General features: G+C 61.7%; 16 protein-coding genes. 6 read left to right on the top strand and 10 right to left on the bottom strand.

Annotation, left to right across the window (positions count from 1 at the left end):
* The first annotated feature begins 167 nt into the window (after positions 1-167).
* On the top strand, positions 168-1,586 hold the full coding sequence (locus tag CHU95_RS12105; RefSeq protein WP_094456604.1) for a M20/M25/M40 family metallo-hydrolase: 1,419 nt from the start codon (positions 168-170) through the stop codon (positions 1,584-1,586).
* A 35-nt stretch (positions 1,587-1,621) separates the two neighbouring features.
* On the opposite strand, the gene CHU95_RS12100 is transcribed toward CHU95_RS12105, so the two are convergent.
* On the bottom strand, positions 1,622-2,341 hold the full coding sequence (locus tag CHU95_RS12100) for an alpha/beta fold hydrolase (RefSeq protein WP_094456603.1): 720 nt from the start codon (positions 2,339-2,341) through the stop codon (positions 1,622-1,624).
* A 174-nt stretch (positions 2,342-2,515) separates the two neighbouring features.
* Here CHU95_RS12100 and CHU95_RS12095 point away from each other — a divergent pair, with 174 nt between their 5' ends.
* A complete protein-coding gene (locus CHU95_RS12095; protein ID WP_094456602.1) occupies positions 2,516-4,117 on the top strand; it encodes a DEAD/DEAH box helicase in 1,602 nt (533 codons plus the stop codon).
* A 4-nt stretch (positions 4,118-4,121) separates the two neighbouring features.
* The gene (locus CHU95_RS12090) at positions 4,122-4,364 is read left to right on the top strand and encodes an Lrp/AsnC ligand binding domain-containing protein (protein WP_094456601.1); all 243 of its coding nucleotides are present in this window, start codon (positions 4,122-4,124) and stop codon (positions 4,362-4,364) included.
* A gap of 58 nt (positions 4,365-4,422) precedes the next feature.
* Here the strand turns inward: CHU95_RS12090 and pseG are convergent, their stop codons facing one another.
* Complete coding sequence (gene pseG, locus CHU95_RS12085) at positions 4,423-5,466, bottom strand: UDP-2,4-diacetamido-2,4,6-trideoxy-beta-L-altropyranose hydrolase (protein WP_094456600.1); 1,044 nt, start codon at positions 5,464-5,466, stop codon at positions 4,423-4,425.
* A 132-nt stretch (positions 5,467-5,598) separates the two neighbouring features.
* On the opposite strand from pseG, the gene CHU95_RS12080 reads away from it, so the two are divergent.
* The 3 genes from CHU95_RS12080 (at position 5,599) to recQ (ending at position 9,152) form a co-directional block, all read left to right on the top strand.
* Positions 5,599-6,678, top strand: a complete 1,080-nt coding sequence (locus tag CHU95_RS12080; RefSeq protein ID WP_094456599.1) for a 3-oxoacyl-ACP synthase III family protein — start codon at positions 5,599-5,601, stop codon at positions 6,676-6,678.
* 76 nt (positions 6,679-6,754) lie between these two features.
* Positions 6,755-6,886: a hypothetical protein gene (locus tag CHU95_RS23055; RefSeq protein ID WP_281255163.1), complete on the top strand. Its 132-nt coding sequence runs from the start codon at positions 6,755-6,757 to the stop codon at positions 6,884-6,886.
* A gap of 397 nt (positions 6,887-7,283) precedes the next feature.
* The gene (gene recQ / locus CHU95_RS12075) at positions 7,284-9,152 is read left to right on the top strand and encodes a DNA helicase RecQ (RefSeq protein WP_094456598.1); all 1,869 of its coding nucleotides are present in this window, start codon (positions 7,284-7,286) and stop codon (positions 9,150-9,152) included.
* A gap of 165 nt (positions 9,153-9,317) precedes the next feature.
* On the opposite strand, the gene CHU95_RS12070 is transcribed toward recQ, so the two are convergent.
* From CHU95_RS12070 to CHU95_RS12035, 8 genes are all read right to left on the bottom strand, one after another.
* A complete protein-coding gene (locus tag CHU95_RS12070; protein WP_094456597.1) occupies positions 9,318-11,024 on the bottom strand; it encodes a long-chain-fatty-acid--CoA ligase in 1,707 nt (568 codons plus the stop codon).
* Positions 11,025-11,183: 159 nt separating this feature from the next.
* Positions 11,184-11,543 (bottom strand): monovalent cation/H(+) antiporter subunit G, encoded by a 360-nt coding sequence (gene mnhG, locus CHU95_RS12065; RefSeq protein WP_094456596.1) that lies wholly within the window; start codon positions 11,541-11,543, stop codon positions 11,184-11,186.
* Complete coding sequence (locus CHU95_RS12060) at positions 11,536-11,835, bottom strand: MrpF/PhaF family protein (RefSeq protein ID WP_094456595.1); 300 nt, start codon at positions 11,833-11,835, stop codon at positions 11,536-11,538. Before CHU95_RS12060 ends, mnhG begins: the two co-directional genes overlap by 8 nt.
* Positions 11,832-12,305, bottom strand: coding sequence for a Na+/H+ antiporter subunit E (locus CHU95_RS12055; RefSeq protein WP_094456594.1), 474 nt, complete (start codon positions 12,303-12,305; stop codon positions 11,832-11,834). The genes CHU95_RS12060 and CHU95_RS12055 overlap by 4 nt, the downstream gene beginning before the upstream one ends.
* Positions 12,302-13,858 carry a proton-conducting transporter transmembrane domain-containing protein gene (locus tag CHU95_RS12050; protein ID WP_094456593.1) on the bottom strand — a complete coding sequence of 519 codons (1,557 nt, stop codon included), beginning with the start codon at positions 13,856-13,858 and terminating at the stop codon, positions 12,302-12,304. Before CHU95_RS12050 ends, CHU95_RS12055 begins: the two co-directional genes overlap by 4 nt.
* A complete protein-coding gene (locus CHU95_RS12045; protein ID WP_094456592.1) occupies positions 13,855-14,214 on the bottom strand; it encodes a Na+/H+ antiporter subunit C in 360 nt (119 codons plus the stop codon). Before CHU95_RS12045 ends, CHU95_RS12050 begins: the two co-directional genes overlap by 4 nt.
* Positions 14,214-14,615 carry a Na+/H+ antiporter subunit B gene (locus CHU95_RS12040; RefSeq protein WP_245838184.1) on the bottom strand — a complete coding sequence of 134 codons (402 nt, stop codon included), beginning with the start codon at positions 14,613-14,615 and terminating at the stop codon, positions 14,214-14,216. Before CHU95_RS12040 ends, CHU95_RS12045 begins: the two co-directional genes overlap by 1 nt.
* Positions 14,612-16,921, bottom strand: coding sequence for a putative monovalent cation/H+ antiporter subunit A (locus tag CHU95_RS12035; protein WP_207762473.1), 2,310 nt, complete (start codon positions 16,919-16,921; stop codon positions 14,612-14,614). Before CHU95_RS12035 ends, CHU95_RS12040 begins: the two co-directional genes overlap by 4 nt.
* Positions 16,922-17,035: the final 114 nt, after the last annotated feature.

The following is a 17,035-nucleotide window of genomic DNA, read 5'->3' as shown; positions in this document are numbered from 1 at the left end:
GTGGGGGGTGCGGTCCCCCTATCCAGAAGGTCACTGCATCATGAAATGTTGCTGCGCAGCGGCGATTGTTCCCGTGACAAATCCATTGTGCCTCCACGCGACCGCTGGGTTACCCTTTGTCTATCACGGGGGAAAATGTCCCGGCGTTTGTTGAAGGAGCTGTCGCCTTGAAGCCTTTCGGTTTGTTGCTGGCTGCCGGTCTGGCGTCGCTGGCCTTCAGCAGCGCGGCAATCGCCGCTGATAGCGGTCCTTTGCCCGCCGAAGCGGTGAAGGCCGCCAAGGAGATCCAGGCCAAGGCACTGGCGGGGTCTGGTGCATTCGACTTTGTTGAATCGCTCACCGTTCGGGTTGGCCCTCGCCTTGCTGGATCGCCTGCGGCCAGGGCCAGCCATGACTGGGCGCTGGCCCGGTTCAAAGAATTGGGTCTGTCCAACATTCGGGCAGAGGCTTTCTCGGTGGATGGTTGGGAACGTGGCGTGGAGTCGGCCACGATCATCAGCCCCGTGGCCCATCATCTGCATGTTTCCGCCCTTGGACATAGTGTGACGACACCGCCAGAGGGTATTACAGCCCCGGTGGTTCGTTTCGATACGCTGGAGGACCTGGAGGCAGCACCCGAGGGAAGCCTGAAGGGCAAGATTGCCTTCGTCGACAAGAAGATGACCCGGCTTCAGGATGGCGGCGGTTACGGCGAGGCCGTCGGCGTGCGGGGTAAGGGGCCGGAGGCTGCTGCGCGCAAGGGTGCGGTGGCCCTGCTCATCCGCTCAATAGGCACCGACAGCCACCGGTTTCCGCACACGGGCATCACCCGCTACGCTGACGGGGTGGCGGCTATACCGGCTGGCGCCTTATCGAACCCCGATGCTGACCAGTTGAGCCGCGTGCTGGCCTTGGGCCAACCGGTCAGTGTCAAACTGGTCCTGTCCAGCCAGTCGATGGGGCCCCTTTCAGATGCCAACATCATTGCGGAGATCAAGGGAAGGGAACTTCCAGATGAGATCGTGGTGGTCGGCGCCCATCTTGACAGTTGGGATCTGGGTACTGGGGCGCTGGATGATGGCGCGGGTGTTGGTATCGTCCTGGCCAGTGCAAAAATCATGAAGTCTATGCCTCAAGCACCACGGCGCACCATTCGGTTCGTCCTTTTTGGTGCTGAAGAGGTTGGATTGGTCGGGGCGATTGCCTATGCCAAGCAGCACGCTGCCTTCTTGCCCAAACACCAGGTCGGGACGGAAGCGGACTTTGGTGCCGGTCCTGTCATCACTTTCAATGCAGCGGTTCGGCCAGAAGCCAAACCGGTGATCGACGCCATCGGCCGGGTTCTCTCTCCCCTGGGTATTGTTCCAGGGCGTGGCCCCAGCGGGGGCGGGCCTGATATCGGCCCGATGGCGGCCGAAGGGGTGCCAACAGCCGGCCTGGGTCTGGATGGTACCGACTATTTTGACTACCACCACACCGCCGATGACACGCTGGATAAGGTCGATCCGAAGAAGCTGGACCAAGCCGTCGCCGCTTATGCCAGCTTCGCTTGGTTGGCCGCAGAGTCGCCTGTCGCCTTCGGCCCGCTTGAAAAAAAGGCGAAATGATCTCCGCTGAGGGTGGCGGTCCGTTTCCGCTGCCCTCAGTCCCGGTTTAGCCACTCACGCATCCGCGCCGTTACCATCACTGGTTGTTCCAGTGGCGCCAGATGGCCACAATGTGGCAGAATATGAAGCTGTGCTCCCCGGATGGCCGCCGCGATCTCCTGTGACCGGTCCGGCGGTGTCTGGGCGTCATCGGCACCCACGACAACCAGGGTGGGCACGACGATGCCGCCTAAATCGGGTCGGCTGTCGGGGCGCGACAGGATGGCCGCCTGTTGGCGACAGAAGGCATCGCGCCCCACACGCTCGGTCATGGCCAGCACCACACCGCCAATTTCCGGCACCGCCACATGGTTGGGATGAACCTGCGTGGACAAAAGCCGTGGCGACATGCCTCGGAATTTGCCGATCCGGGCCAGTTTCAGCATGGCTTCCCGCCGCTGTCGCTGCTCGGCCGTGTCAGGCCTGGCGGATGTATCGACCAGGCACAATCTTGTCACACGCTCCGGTGCCCGCCGCATGATCTCGAACGCCACATAGCCGCCCATGGACAGGCCGGCCAAGGCGAAACGCGCCGGAGCGCTATCCAGCACGGAGTCGGCTAGGTCCCCAATACGTTCATGGCCGGTCAGGTCCGGTACCTGGATATCCGCGATATCCGACAATTGTGCGATCTGGTGCGCCCACAGCGCTCGGTCGCACAAAAGGCCCGGCAGCAGAAGGAGGGGCTGCCTTGCGTGCGGCGTGGGGGGTGTCATCGCCCGAAATCCTTGCTCTCAAAGGCCGAAATTGTTATCGAAGGCGCGACCGTAATCTATCGTGTCCCTGATCGCCAAATGCCGGGGATGCAGGGTTGCCAGCGGTCGATCGATTATCGCCGCCGACGTCACGGTGTTTGTGTTCGACGTCGCCTCCAGAATGATGAAGGCCTAATGCTGTTCTCGGAACTTGGACTCGGGTCCGAAGTCCTTCGCGCTGTTGAAGAAGTCGGCTACACGACGCCGACGCCGATCCAGGAAAAAGCCATCCCGTGGGTCCTGCAGGGCCGGGATGTGCTGGGCTGCGCCCAGACCGGTACGGGTAAAACTGCGTCATTTACCCTTCCCATGATCGAGATCCTCGGGCGTGGCCGCGCCAAGGCCCGCATGCCCCGGTCCCTGATTCTGGAGCCGACGCGTGAATTGGCCGCCCAGGTGGCTGAAAATTTCGAGCTGTATGGCAAGTACCACAAGCTGAACATGGCGCTGCTGATCGGCGGTGAAAGCTTTGGTGATCAAATCAAAAAGCTGGAACGGGGCGTTGATGTCCTGATCGCCACGCCGGGCCGGATGATGGACCTGTTTGATCGTGGCAACATCCTGCTGACCGACATCAAGGTTTTGGTCATTGATGAAGCGGATCGTATGCTCGACATGGGCTTCATCCCTGACATTGAACGTATCGTCAGCTTGCTGCCGCGCAAGCGCCAGACCTTGTTCTTCAGCGCGACCATGCCGCCGGAGATTAAGCGTCTGGCAGACAAGTTCCTCACCACGCCAGAGGAAGTGACCGTCAGTGCACCGGCCAGCACGGCCACCACTGTCGCCCAGCACCTGCTTGTCGTAAATGAACAGGACAAGCGCGAGGCTTTGCGCCGCCTGATCGCGACCGACGACGTAAAGAATGCGTTCATCTTCTGCAATCGCAAGAAGGACATCGCCGTCGTCCATGGATCGCTGGTCAAGCATGGCTTCAACGCCGGCGCCCTGCATGGCGACATGGTGCAGTCTAAGCGCACAGAGACGCTGGAAGCATTCAAGGCCGGCAGTATCGATCTGCTGGTCTGTTCGGACGTGGCCGCACGCGGCATCGACATTTCCGATGTCAGCCACGTGTTCAATTTCGACACGCCGCACCATTCCGAAGATTATGTTCATCGCATCGGCCGGACAGGGCGGGCGGGTAAATTGGGTCGCGCCTTTACCATTGCCACGCCGGAAGACGGCAAGTTGGTGCAGGCGATCGAGAAACTGATCGGTAAAGAAATCGCGCGCTTCACGATCGAGGGAATCGAGACGGCTGAACTGTCGTTCGATGCCGATCCGCGTCGCCGTGGCCGTGGTGCACCCAAGAAGGACGAACCGCGCCGGTCTGGCCGCGACCGGGGTGAGCGCACTGAGCGCGCCCCCCGTGTTGAACGCCCCGCGCACGTGCATGTGGAGCCGGAAGCGGCGGAAGCCGCGATTGAGGCTCATCAACACAAGCGGGAACGGCATGAGCCGCGCCATGATCGTAACCGCGACCGGTCCGAGCCTCGTCAGGATACCCGTCCTGAAGGGCGGGGCGAGTTCCGCCGTGACGAACATCGCCGTGATGAGTATCGCCGGGACCGCGACGACCGTCGTGACCGTCGCCCCCGTCGGGACGAGGATGACGATCGTGGCCCGCCCGTGGTCGGTTTTGGTGATGATGTGCCGGCCTTCATCCTGCGCGCTGCCCGTCCGCCCAAAGTGAGCGCCGTTGAGATCGAGACGGTCGACGGTGTGGAGGCCTGACCTCATGCAGACCATTTTTGTTCAGGTCAAATGTGAGCTCGGTCGCGCCTATGATGTGGCCGATCTTGCTGTACAGAGCGTGCCGGAAGTCTCGGAAGTCCATTCTGTGTCCGGACAGTACGACCTGATGATGAAATGTTTCCTCGCTGATGGCGAAGATATCGGTCATTTTGTGACTGGTCAGATCCAGACCCTGGAAGGGGTGAAGGACACGTTCACCATCATCACCTTCAAGGCGTTTACCTGAGGCTTTTCAAGGTTGGTCTTTTGAAAGGGTGGTCCGGCAACGGTCCGCCCTTTTTTATTCAGGAGCCCAGCTTATCCAACAGCGCCGCCGCAACCCGCGCCGCACCTTGGCCATCAATGCCGCCGGCGGCGATGCGGCGTGAGAGTTCTATTCGGGCCGGAAGGTCGGACCACAGGTCCAGGGCCTTTGTACTGATCATCTCGGCGGCAGCGGCCCGGTCACCGCGCGCCTCTACCACGGCAGCCCATTGGCGGGCGCGGGCGTCCAGCGCGGCCGGTGCTTGGTTATCTGCCACGATAGCCAGCAGCGACGGCACAGCCAAGGCTGCCAGTTCCGCAACCGTCCCGCCACCGGCGGTCAGGCACAGGCCGCATTCCGACATGAGAAGGCCCATCTCCCGGCTGTCTACATGCAACCGGACCTGGTCGGGGAACCGGGCACAGGCAGCACGGATGCACCCCAAGGCGTTGTTGCTGCCCCCCGCCACCACATCCAACCCGATGCCAGGCGGCAGGGCCGGTGCCAACCGTTTCACGACCGGCACCGTCAGGCCAGTCGGATCGGACCCGCCGAAGGTGAGCAGGATGCTTTGCCGTTCGGCCAGGGGTCTATTGGGTGCTTGGGCCGCCTGCCTGATCTCCCGCCGCAGCAGGAGATAGGGCTCGCCGGCCAGCAGTGACGCGTCCGGCGCCAGTCGGGCATAGGCCAGGGCGTCGGCGCCCGGTGCCGGGTTCCAGACCAGGTCGGCATGCAGCGCTCGATCGCCGAGATCATCCAGGGCCAGCACGGCGCGAAAACCTGGGCGCACCGCCGCCCGCCATGCAGCGGTTAACCAGTAACTGTCCACAACCAGCCCCACCGCCTGCACTGATGTTGCCAGACCCAGCAGTGCAGCGGGGCTGTCGTCGGCGAGGGTGTGGTGGCCATACCCCGCCTCGATCAACCGTTCCAGCAGCGACCCGGTGATTTCCCGGGTGGCGAAGTGGGGTACAACGCCCCGGTCGCTGAGCGCCTCCGCCAGGGCCAGACAGCGCATGATATGGCCGGTCCCTTTGGCGGGGCTGGCATCGGCGCGGATCAGGACCCGGATCGCTTCCGACATCAAGACGGCTTCCGCAGCGGGTGGCAGGGGCTTTAAGCCCTATCACCCACTCCCTGCTTCCGTCCAGCTTGGATCAGGCCCCCGCTTTATGCTCTAGTGGCGACAGGACGGGATGGTCAGGACAGGGACGCTATGAAGGCCACCATCGAAGGGGTGCGGATCGTCGGCGTGCGGGCCGTGGTGCCGCAGCAGCGCCATTCCTTTGTCGAGGACCCCGGCATTTTTACCGAAGAGGAAGCGCGCAAACTGCATGCCGGCATCGGTGTCTATGAACGCCGAATCCTGCCACGTCCTTACTGTGCGTCCGATTTGTGCCGGGCGGCGGCCGAAGGTCTGCTGCAACAATTGGGGTGGGACCCTTCAACGGTCGATGTCCTGATTTTTGTCAGTCAGGATGCCGATTATGTTCTGCCGGTCACGGCGGCGGTGCTGCAACGCCATTTGGGGCTTCCGACATCTGCCGCCTGTTTCGACGTCACCTTGGGCTGTTCAGGTTTTGTCTATGGCACCTGGATGGCGGCCCGGTTGCTGAGTGGCAGTGCGCAACGCGCCCTCGTCCTGTGCGGCGATAATTCCAGCCGCTGGCTGCACCCGGAGGACAAGGCGACCCTGCCGTTGTTCGGGGATGCAGGGTCGGCCACGGCGTTGGAGATTGACCCTAATGCTGCCCCTATCCATGTCAGCCTGGGCACCGACGGTGCCGGGGCCAAGCATATTTTTGTGAAGGCCGGCGGCAAGCGGGACTGCCTGATCCCCACTGATCCGCCCCGGTCGGAGGCGGAGATGACGCGGCTTTACCGTGACGCCCGCCTGCACCTGAACGGGGCGGAGGTGTTCACTTTTACCCTGCGGGCGGTGCCGGGCCTGCTGAAGGCGGCGATGGTTGATGCGGGCGTCAGCGTGGACGACCTGGATTATGTGGTTCCACACCAGGCCAACAAGATGATGCTGGACCATATCCGCAAGAAGATCGGCTGCGATCCGGCGAAATACGTTATCGACATGGAAAAATATGGCAATACCAGCAGCGCCTCGGTGCCGCTGGCGCTATGTTCCCGCCTGGGCGGGGAACTGGAAAGTGGGCGCCGGAAACTGCTGTTGGCCGGGTTTGGCGTGGGATGGTCATGGGGCACCATCCTGGCCGATATCGGCCCGATTCCGGCCCCGACAGTGGCTGAATTACCCGATGATTATCCCATTATGGATGTGTGATGTGTCCCCTTGGCCGCTTGCGCGTCGGCTGTCCCGCCGTTAGGGTGCGCGCGGCATTCAGTCTGGAGTATGTGACATGAGCTTCGTCGGTATCGGCCTGTTCCTGGCCGCCAGTGTTCTGGCAGCCCTGTGCATTTCCGCTATCAAGGCGCCGGAAGGCGATGGCGGGCACGGTCATGGCCATCATGGCGGCCACGGTCATCATTGATTAAAGCGGCCCCCCACCGGGGCCGCCGACAGGGGCATTCGGAGTTGTGGGGACCGCAACTCCGGTCCCGTGCAACATCATGCAACCAAAAAACAGTGTTCCACGCGTTCGCCCCTGGTAAACGCTGGGTTTTTTGCGCGCGCCCGCGCAACAGTGTGAAACAGAATTTTGCATTCGGAGGCGCATACAGATTTACGCCGACCGGCGGTGCTGTTCTGTGCGGACGCATTTCAGGCGACAATGACGCATTGTACCATGCAAGGTCCGCTTTGTCGCCCCTTCCGCTGGCCCGAGCGCGCAGCAAACCGCTGGACCCGGTGCGCCCGGTGCCGTAAACCTGTCTGCGCCCACACGATCTGGTGGCCTGACCCGGCCGTAACCCCCAAGCCGTAGCGACATGCCCGACGCCCTTGCCGATACTCTTGCCCTTTCGCCGCGCGACGCGGCGCAGGCTATGTTGCGCAGGGTCTGGGGGTATCCGGCATTCCGCGGCATGCAGGCCGACATTGTTGAACATGTTGTGGCCGGGGGCGATGCCCTGGTGCTGATGCCGACGGGCGGGGGCAAATCACTTTGTTATCAGATCCCAGCCTTGGTCCGGCCAGGCGTGGGTATCGTTGTTTCCCCGCTGATTGCTCTGATGCGCGATCAGGTGGATGCGCTACGGCAATTGGGCGTGCGGGCTGCCTATCTCAACTCCACCCTCGACTGGCGGGAGGCGATGGAGGTGGAACGGGCCTGTGAGCGGGGCGATCTGGACCTGCTCTACGTGGCGCCCGAACGGTTGGTGACACAGCGTTTCCTGGACCTGCTGGAACGGTCACGCATTGCGCTGTTCGCGCTGGACGAAGCACATTGCGTCAGCCAGTGGGGTCATGATTTCCGTCCCGAATATCTCCAGCTCTCCATTCTGCATGAGAAGTTCCCGGATGTGCCGCGGGTCGCCCTGACGGCAACCGCCGACGCACAGACCCGCACCGATATCGCGGCCCGCCTGGGTTTAAGTGACGCACGCCTGTTTCTGGCCAGTTTTGATCGGCCCAACATCACCTATCGTATCCTGCCCAAGGATCAGGAACGCCGGCAACTCCTGGATTTCCTGCGCCGCCGACCCGAGGATGCGGGTGTCGTCTATTGCCTGTCGCGCGGCAAGGTAGACGCCATTGCGCAATACTTGGCCGAACAGGGCGTCGACGCACTGCCTTACCATGCAGGGCTGGACCCGGCAACGCGGCAGGCCAATCAGGACCGGTTCATCAAGGGCGAAGGCGTTGTGATGGTGGCTACCGTCGCCTTCGGTATGGGCATTGATAAACCCAATGTGCGGTTCGTGGTCCATATGGACCCACCGCGTTCACTGGAAGCCTATTATCAGGAAACCGGCCGGGCAGGGCGCGACGGTTTGCCAGCGGAAGCCCTGATGCTCTACGGCTTTGCCGATGTGGTCCAGATGCGGATGATGGTGGAGGGTTCTGACAGTCCCCCCGCCTTCAAACGCACCGAACGGCAGAAGCTGGAAGCGTTGTTGGGATTCTGTGAGACGGCACGCTGCCGGCGGCAGACGCTCCTGACCTATTTTGATGAGGACTATCCCAAACCTTGCGGCAAATGTGACACCTGCTTCCAGCCAGTGGAAACCTATGATGGGACGGTGGTGGCGCAGAAGGCCCTGTCCGCCGTATACCGCACCGGCCAGCGATTTGGCGTGGGTCATCTGGTTGATGTGCTGCGTGGGGTGGCCACCGACAAGGTGACCGAAAAGGGCCATGATAAGCTGAAGACCTTTGGCTGTGGCACCGAACTGGGCAAACAGGAATGGCACAGCGTTTTCCGGCAACTGGTCGCCAACGGCCTGCTCTGTGCTGATCCGGAAGGCCATGGCGGCCTGATCCTGACGGAGACGGCCACGGCCGTCCTGAAAGGCCAGGAGATGGTGCGCCTGCGCCGTGATCCGGCGGCAGAGGCCAAAGGCAAGGGCAAGGTATCCTGGTCGGGCAGTGGCGGCGTGTCCAAGCCACGCACCTCGGCCGCCGACCTGTCACCTGCCGATGACACGCTGTGGCACGCGCTGAAGGCGCTGCGCCTGGAACTGGCGCGCGAACAGGGGGTTCCGCCCTATGTCATCTTCCATGATGCGACATTGATGGAGATGGTGAAGGAGAAGCCGACCGATCTGGACGAGCTGGGCACGTTGCAGGGCGTGGGCGCCCGCAAGCTGGAACGCTACGGGGACTATTTCCTGGATGTGATTTTGACCCATTCGTAGGTCAGGTCGAGGGTGCCAGCCCGCGCCCTGACCTGTGGTCCCACTTCCGGCGAGCGTAACCCGTTCAAGATCGGGTGGTCAGAGCCTTCCTGCGCGCACCCCGCAAGAAAAGAGGGCCGCCCCGTGGCGGGCGGCCCTGATTATCGCAGCGTCGGCGCAGGGGTGTCACCCTGCCTTTTTCTGTGCTTCCAGCTCGTCCAGCAACGCCTTGCGCGACAGTTTGCCGATCATGGTCTTGGGCAGTTCGTCCCGGAATTCATAGAGTTTGGGCTGTTCGATGGTCGACAGCTTATCTTCCAGGAAGGCCTTCATGTCTTCTTTGGTCAACTCACATCCATCGCGTTTTTTGATGTAGGCCTTAACCGTCTGACCCCGGTAGGGGTCGGGCACGCCCAGCACAATGCATTCGGCGACGCTGGGATGCTGGTAAATCGCCTCTTCGACATTGCGCGGATAGACATTGTAGCCGCCAGCCAGGATCATGTCCTTGATGCGGTCGACGATAAAGATGTACCCGTCCTCGTCGAAATAGCCGACATCCCCGGTATGCAGCATGCCGCCATCCAGGGTCTCCCGTGTCGCCTCTTCCTTATTCCAGTATCCCTTCATCACCTGCGGGCCGATAATACAGATCTCGCCCCGCTCGCCCTGCGGTACTTCCGTTTTGCGGTCTTCCAGGCTGATGATTTTGATGATGGTACCGGGAACCGGAAGTCCGATGGACCCGGCGCGGCTGGCATGCGGCGGGTTGATGGTGGCAATGGGGGAGCTTTCTGACAGACCATACCCCTCCACCAGCTTGCAACCGGACAGTTTTTCAAACTGCGATTTGACCTCTACCGGCAGCGGCGCGCCGCCAGAATTGCACAGCTTGATCGAGGACAGGTCGTACTTTGCCACATCCTTGTGGTTATTGATCGCGGTGTAGATGGTGGGAACAGCGGGGAACTGCGTCGGCTTCTTCTTGTCGATGGTCTCCATCACCTGGTCCAACTCGAACCGGGGCAGCAGAATCATTTCCCCGCCCTTCATCAGGGTCAGGTTCATCACGCAGGTCATGGCAAAGACGTGGAAGAAGGGCAGCACACCCAGCATGCGCTCTTCCCCGTCCACGGCTTCATAGAACCAGGCTGTGGCCTGACGGGTATTGGCCGTGATGTTGAAATGGGTGAGCATCGCGCCCTTGGGCACGCCTGTTGTTCCGCCGGTGTATTGCAGAACGGCGATGTCATTCATCGCATCCACCGTCACCGGGGTGGGACGCCCATCATTGGCGGTCAGCGACTTGAACCAGACATGGCGGTCATCATTCGGGATGGTCGCCACTTCCTTCCGCTTGGCCAACGGGAACAGCCAGTTCTTGGGGAAGGGCAGGATATCGGCCATCGGCACAACAATGATCTTTTGCAGCCGTGTCTGGCCGAACATCTTGGCCAGCTTGTCATAGGTGACCTTCAGGTCCAGACTGACCATGAAGTCGGTTTCACTGTCATTGATCATGTGGGCGATTTCCCGCTCTGCATAGAGCGGGTTGTAATTCACCACGGTACCGCCAGCCTTCAGGATACCGAAAAAGCAGATCACTGAATAAGGCGTGTTGGGTAGGAACAGCCCGACCTTCTGTCCCTTTTTCAGGCCCATCTTCTGCAGGCCCGCGGCAAACCGGTCCACCAGTGACCCGATTTGGGCATAGGTGTATTTCTTGCCCAGGAAATCGACACAGGGGTTATTGGCAAAGCGCGCAATGGACCCGTCCAGCATGGCGGGCAGCGATTGGGCCGGCAGGTCGATTTCCCACGAAACGCCGACAGGATAACTTTTCTCCCACAGAAAGGGGTCCCGTGCTGACGTCTGAATGGCGGCCTGGGCCATGTCTTCCTCCCGATTGATGCGCTGTTCGGTGCCTGTCCTCTGGCACCGTTACAAACCTAATATCGGGAGCAAAATCGCAACCTCAAGCGATTATTCCGGGTGACGTAACGGAAGGCATGCGGATTTTTTGCTGGGTGGAAGAAACGGGCGCTGCGGCCGCTATTGCCCCAGCCGCCGCGCCGGGTCGTCCTGCGTTCCCTTGAGCTCATCAACGCCGGTTCCCTTCCATAAAGGGGCGCCCGTGGCATAGATGGCGCGGCCGATCATGTGGGCAGAGACCGGGGTGGTCAGCAGCAGGAACAGGATCGCCGCCGCCGCACGCGCCACCACATCAATGCCCGGAAAGAACAGGGCAACCGACAGCAAGATCAAGCCGCAGCCTAAGGTGCCGGCTTTGCTGCTGGCATGCATCCGGGTGAGGGCATCCGGCAGGCGCACCACGCCGATGGCGGCAATAAGGCAGAAAACCGCCCCGCCAACGGCCAGGATACCGATCAGGGCTTGTATCAGATCAGCCATCGGACGGCTCCTTGGCTTTCAAAGCGGCTTTGTGTTCAACGAACCGCGCGTAGGCAATGGTGCCAAAGAAGGCAACAAGCGCCAAGGCGATTGCGGCATCCAGGAAGACCTGTTCGCCCAACCAGATGGCAAAGATTGCGATCATGGCTACGGCCAGCACGCCGAACAGGTCAATCGCAACGATCCTGTCCCCTTCTGTCGGGCCACGAAGCACCCGGATTGCGGTCAGGACAAGCGCGATTGCCACCAAGCCGACGGAAACCGCAAGGCATGTTTCTAGAAAGACGGTCATCGCAGCATCTCCAGGATACGGCGTTCCATACCCGCCTTGGTTTCCGCCCGCACAGTGTCAGGATCAGCAGCGAACATGGCGTGGATGTACAGTGTCCGCCGATCTGGCGACACATCCATGGACAATGTCCCCGGTGTGAGGGTGATCGAGCAGGCAAGCAGGGTGATTTCAAAATCAGTTTTCGCATCCAACGGGATGGCGATCACTGCTGGCTTTACGGCATCCCCGACACCGATAACACTTTTGGCAACGGCCCATGCTGACACGAAAATTTCCTTAACCAGCCAGAGCATGTAGGCGCAACCGCCCCATGTCCGGCGGAAATAGCGTTCACCAGGGAACAAGGGGCGGGCGAGCCACAAGATCAGGTGGCCAAGAATGAACCCGGCAATAAAGCCCATCAGATTGAAAGAGGCATTGACCGCCATCCAGGCGAGCGCCAACAGAAGATTGACGACCAGCAGGTTCATGGCATGGCCTCCGTTTCCAGCGCCCCTAGCAGTGTGGGCTGGGGTGAGGGGGTGGTGCCCAACACGGCCTGCACATAGGCGCTGGTATCCGTCAGGCTGTGCCCTACCTGACCGGCGAGGTTCAATAGCCGTTCCGGTTGCAGACCAATCGACACTGTGATCAGCGACAGCAGCAGCAAGGGCAGGATCAGCAGATAGGTGCGGCCGAAGGACAGGGTGGAGATTGCCATTGCCGGTGGTTCGGCCGGCGCCTTCCACACCATTTCCGCCCAGACACGACCGACCAGCCAGATGGTCAATAGTCCGGTCACCAGCAGCAGGCCAACCATGACATAATGCTCTGTCTCCAGCCCCGCCCGAACCAGCAGCAGCTTGCCCCAGAACCCTGAAAGCGGCGGGAAACCGGCCAGGGATCCCAACGGAACAAACAGCAGCAGGCAGAGCCAGGGTGCTGTCTTGAACAGGCCGCCCAGACGTGCGTAGTCGGTGCTGCCCCCCGCCAGACGCCGAACCAGGCCGGCGCCGAGGAACAGGTTTGTCTTCACGATGATGTCATGCACCATGTAGAAGGCCGCTGCTGCCAGGGCCAGCGGTGTTGCAATGGCCAAGCCCATCACCATGCTGCCGATATGGGCGACAACCTGCCAGGACCAAGCCCGGTTCAAATCGCGCGCCGCCAGTGATCCCAGCACACCGACAATCATGGTTATACCGGCCATGACCATCAGGATGCCGTGGGTCCAGCCACTGTCGCCAGTAAAGATCAAGGTGAAGACACGCATCAGGGCGTAGACGCCGACCTTGGTCAGCAAACCAGCAAAGATCGCCTGCACCGCGACGGAAGGCGTGTGATAGGTGGCAGGCAACCAGAAGAAAAAGGGAAACAATGCCGCCTTCATGCCAAAGGCGATGATGAACAGCACGGCAATCGCGCTGATCACCGGCTGGTTCGGCACCTCGGGTACCCGAATCGACAGGTCGGCCATGTTCAGGGTGCCCGTCACGCCGTAGAGCAACGCCACCGCCAACAGCAGGCACGCCGTCGCCACCATATTGATGGCAACATATTTAATGGCCGCGTCGATCTGTTCCCGCAGGCCCCCCAGCGACAGCAGGACAAAGCTGCTGATCAGCATCACTTCGAACCAGACATACAGATTAAACAGGTCGCCGGTGACAAAGGCGCCGCAGACACCGGTCATCAGGATCTGAAAAACCGCGTGATGTCCGCCTTTTTCGCGCACCGGGTCAATATCGCCCAGCGCGTGCAGGGCCACGCAGAACCCCATCACGGCAGCGATCAGGACCATCAGGGCAGACAGTGGATCGGCCACCAGGGTGATGCCGAACGGGGCCGCCCAGGCCCCCATCTGCACCACCTGGATGCCCTGGTTCAGCACGATCGACAGCAATGCGCCGCCGGCAGCCACCAGGGCTATGCTGCCCAGCAGCGATAAACCACGCTGCACCACCGGATGTTTCCAGGCCACCATGCACAGGGCGGCCGTCAGCATCGGGATCAGAATCGGGGCCGCGGTCAGCCAGGCATTCATGGCTTTTCCTCCGGTTCCGCCACCCGCATGGCGCTGGTGTCCAGTGTTCCCATTTCCTGATAGGCGCGATATCCCAGAACCAGGGCAAAGGCCAGAAGGCTGAAACCGATGACGATTGCGGTCAGGACCAAGGCCTGGGGCAAGGGGTTGGCTGCCGCGTGATCCATCACTTCCGTGCCCTGCGCGATCAGAGGCGGATTGCCAGTCGTCAGGCGCCCCACGGTGAGGATGGCGACATTTACGGCGTTCGACAGCAGGATGACGCCGAACATCACCCGCAGATATTGCCGCGACAAGATCAGATAGACTGCGCCGGCAACCATGCCGCCCACAGCCAGGGCCATGATCACTTCCATCAGTCCTCTCCCTCTTCCATGAGGGTCTCGACCATGGTCAAAATGGCGCCGACCACCACCAGATAGACCCCGATATCAAAGAGCAGCGGTGTTCCCACCGCCCCCAGCCATTGCGAGGTCATGTAAGGCGCACCCGATAACAGGCCGCCGACAAAGCCGGGAAGAATACCGACCAGCAAACCCGCGCCCAGAACGGTGCGCGGATCAACCTTCAACAGGAGGCGCATCGCCCTTACCCCGAAGGCCAGCGCGTGCAAGGCAAAGCCGACGGCACAGATCAGGCCGCCGACAAAGCCGCCGCCGGGTTCATTATGGCCGCGCCACAGGATAAAAATGCTGAACAGCAGCATCAGGGGCAACAGCAGACGCACGCCCGTGCGCAGGATCAGGCTGTCCATCATGGTTGACCCCCCTTGCCCATGCGGGCCCGCAGCAGGGCGAACACACCCAGGCCGGCGCAGGCCACCACAGTGATTTCCCCCAATGTGTCGAAACCGCGGAAATCCACCAGGATCACGTTGACGACGTTGCGGCCATATGCCTCCACCAGGGAAGTGTCGCCAAAGAAGCGCGACAGGTCCATCGCCAGCGGCTGATCCAGCACGGCCAGCAGGATGACAGTGACCACACCCCCGATCCCCAGTGCCAGGACAGAATGGAAGAGTTTCGCCGGGCGTGAGCGATCCGGCCCCGGTGGCAGCATCGGCAGTTTTGCCATGACCAGTACCAGGATGATCGTCGACAGGGTTTCGACCATCAACTGGGTGATGCCCACATCGGGCGCGCCGGACAGCAGGAAAAACAGGGCAACCGACATGCCGGTGATCGCCAGCGACAGGACGGCTTCCATACGGGACCTGGCACGGATGGCACCAGCCGTGCCGCCCAGCATCAGCAGAGCCAGTACGATGCCCAGCCCATCATCCCCATCAAGGCGGATGCCGGGCCAGGTGAAGCCGCCGCGCATCACAAGGGTGGCCCCCAGCAGCAGCAGGATGCCCGCGAAGATCCAGGCCAGATATCGCTGCAACACCCCATCCTGCAACGCCGACGTGATCCGGTTGGCCGTGCCTTGCAGAAGCGACAAAAGGCAATCCCAGGCCCGGTCATGATCGATCCGGGTGAGGCGCTGAATGGCAGCCAGACTGTTTTTCACCGGCGATAAGCCAAAATAGAGTGCCATACCCAGGGCCAGGGTCAGGCCGGACAGACCCAGCGCCGGTGTCAACCCATGCCAGAGATGCAAGTTCAGGCTTTGTGGCGCCCCGCCGCGAACCGCATCGGCCGTTGCCCCCAGCAGCCCTTGCGGCAGGGCAATCCACAGGCCGAACAGCAGCGATAGACCCGCCAGCACCGCAGGACCGGCCAGCAGCGCCGGCCCGCTTTCATGGGCATGACCGGCCGCCTTGGTGGGAGCGCCCAGGAATGGTTTCAAGAACAAGGTTGCAGCCGTGGCAACCATGGCAGCATTGGCCAGCAGCAGCACGGCGAGTGCCACCATGTGACCATTGCGGAAAACATCCTCGTAGATCAGTTCCTTGGCGACAAATCCCAACAGGGGCGGCAGACCCGCCATGGACAGGGCGGCAATGGCAATGAACAGGCCCGTGGCGGGCATCTTGGACCAGAGGCCGCCCAGTTCCCCCAGTTCGCGGGTGCCGCTGCCATGATCAACCGATCCGGCGGCCATGAACAGGGCGCCCTTGTACAGCGAATGGGCCAGAAGGAAGCCTGCAAAGGCCACCAACGCCCCGTCGCTGCCAATGCCGATCAGCAGCACCAGCACCCCCAGCGCCATCAGGGTTGTGTAAGCCAGGATCTTTTTCAGATCGGTCGACCGCAGGGCCATGGCCGACCCCCACAGGGCCGTGACACCACCGGCAAGCGTCAGGGCCCAGAACCAGGGTTCCGTACCCCCGAGTGTGGGGTTGAGCCGGGCCAGCAAATAGACGCCAGCCTTTACCATGGTGGCAGAATGCAGATACGCGCTGACGGGTGTCGGCGCGTCCATCGCGTTGGGTAACCAGAAATGGAACGGGACCTGCGCCGACTTGGTGAAAGCAGCCAACAGCAGGAGAACCAGCATGGCCGGATACAGCACATGGGCGCGCAGGTCTGCACCCGAAGCGGCGATGGCCGACAGCGTCCAGTGGCCAGACGCCATGCCCATCAGCACCAGGCCCGCCAGCAGTGCCATGCCACCACCACCCGTGACCAGCAATGCCTGGATGGCAGAGCGGCGCGACCGCGCATCTTCATGGTTGAACCCGATCAGCATGAAGCTGGTGATACTGGTCAGTTCCCAGAACACAAACAGGCTGATCAGATCATCCGCCGTGACCAGTCCCAGCATCGCGGCCATGAAGGACAGGATGAACAGGTGAAACCGTCCCTCCCGTGGATGGCCGCGCAGATAACCGCCCGAATAGATCACCACAAAAGCGCCGATCCCGCAGATCAGCAAGGCGAAGAGCAGCGACAACCCGTCCAGCCGGAAGGAAAGGGCAACCCCCAGCGAGGGCGCCCAGCTTGCGGTTTCCAGAACCGGAACACCCGCCACGACGCCCGGCACCTGTAAGGCGAACCACAGCGCGGCGGATAGTGGCACCAGGGCCAACACCCAATGCGACAGGGCCGGCAGCAACCGGTTAAGGGTAGGGGCGACCGCCGCCGCCAGAATGATGGCAAGGATGGCTGTCAATATCACGCGCTGTCCGCCCTTCCGCCTTGATGATGCTGGGCAATATAAGGATTAGCGGGGGCTGTTCAACCAGAACCGGTCCGAAATCCGGCACCAATGGCACGAAAGATCAAAGGTGCC

It is taken from the genome of Niveispirillum lacus (genome assembly GCF_002251795.1).
Classification (GTDB): Bacteria; Pseudomonadota; Alphaproteobacteria; order Azospirillales; family Azospirillaceae; genus Niveispirillum; species Niveispirillum lacus.
Note: the sequence above shows the minus strand (reverse complement) of the source record. Positions and strands in the feature narration are given on the sequence as shown.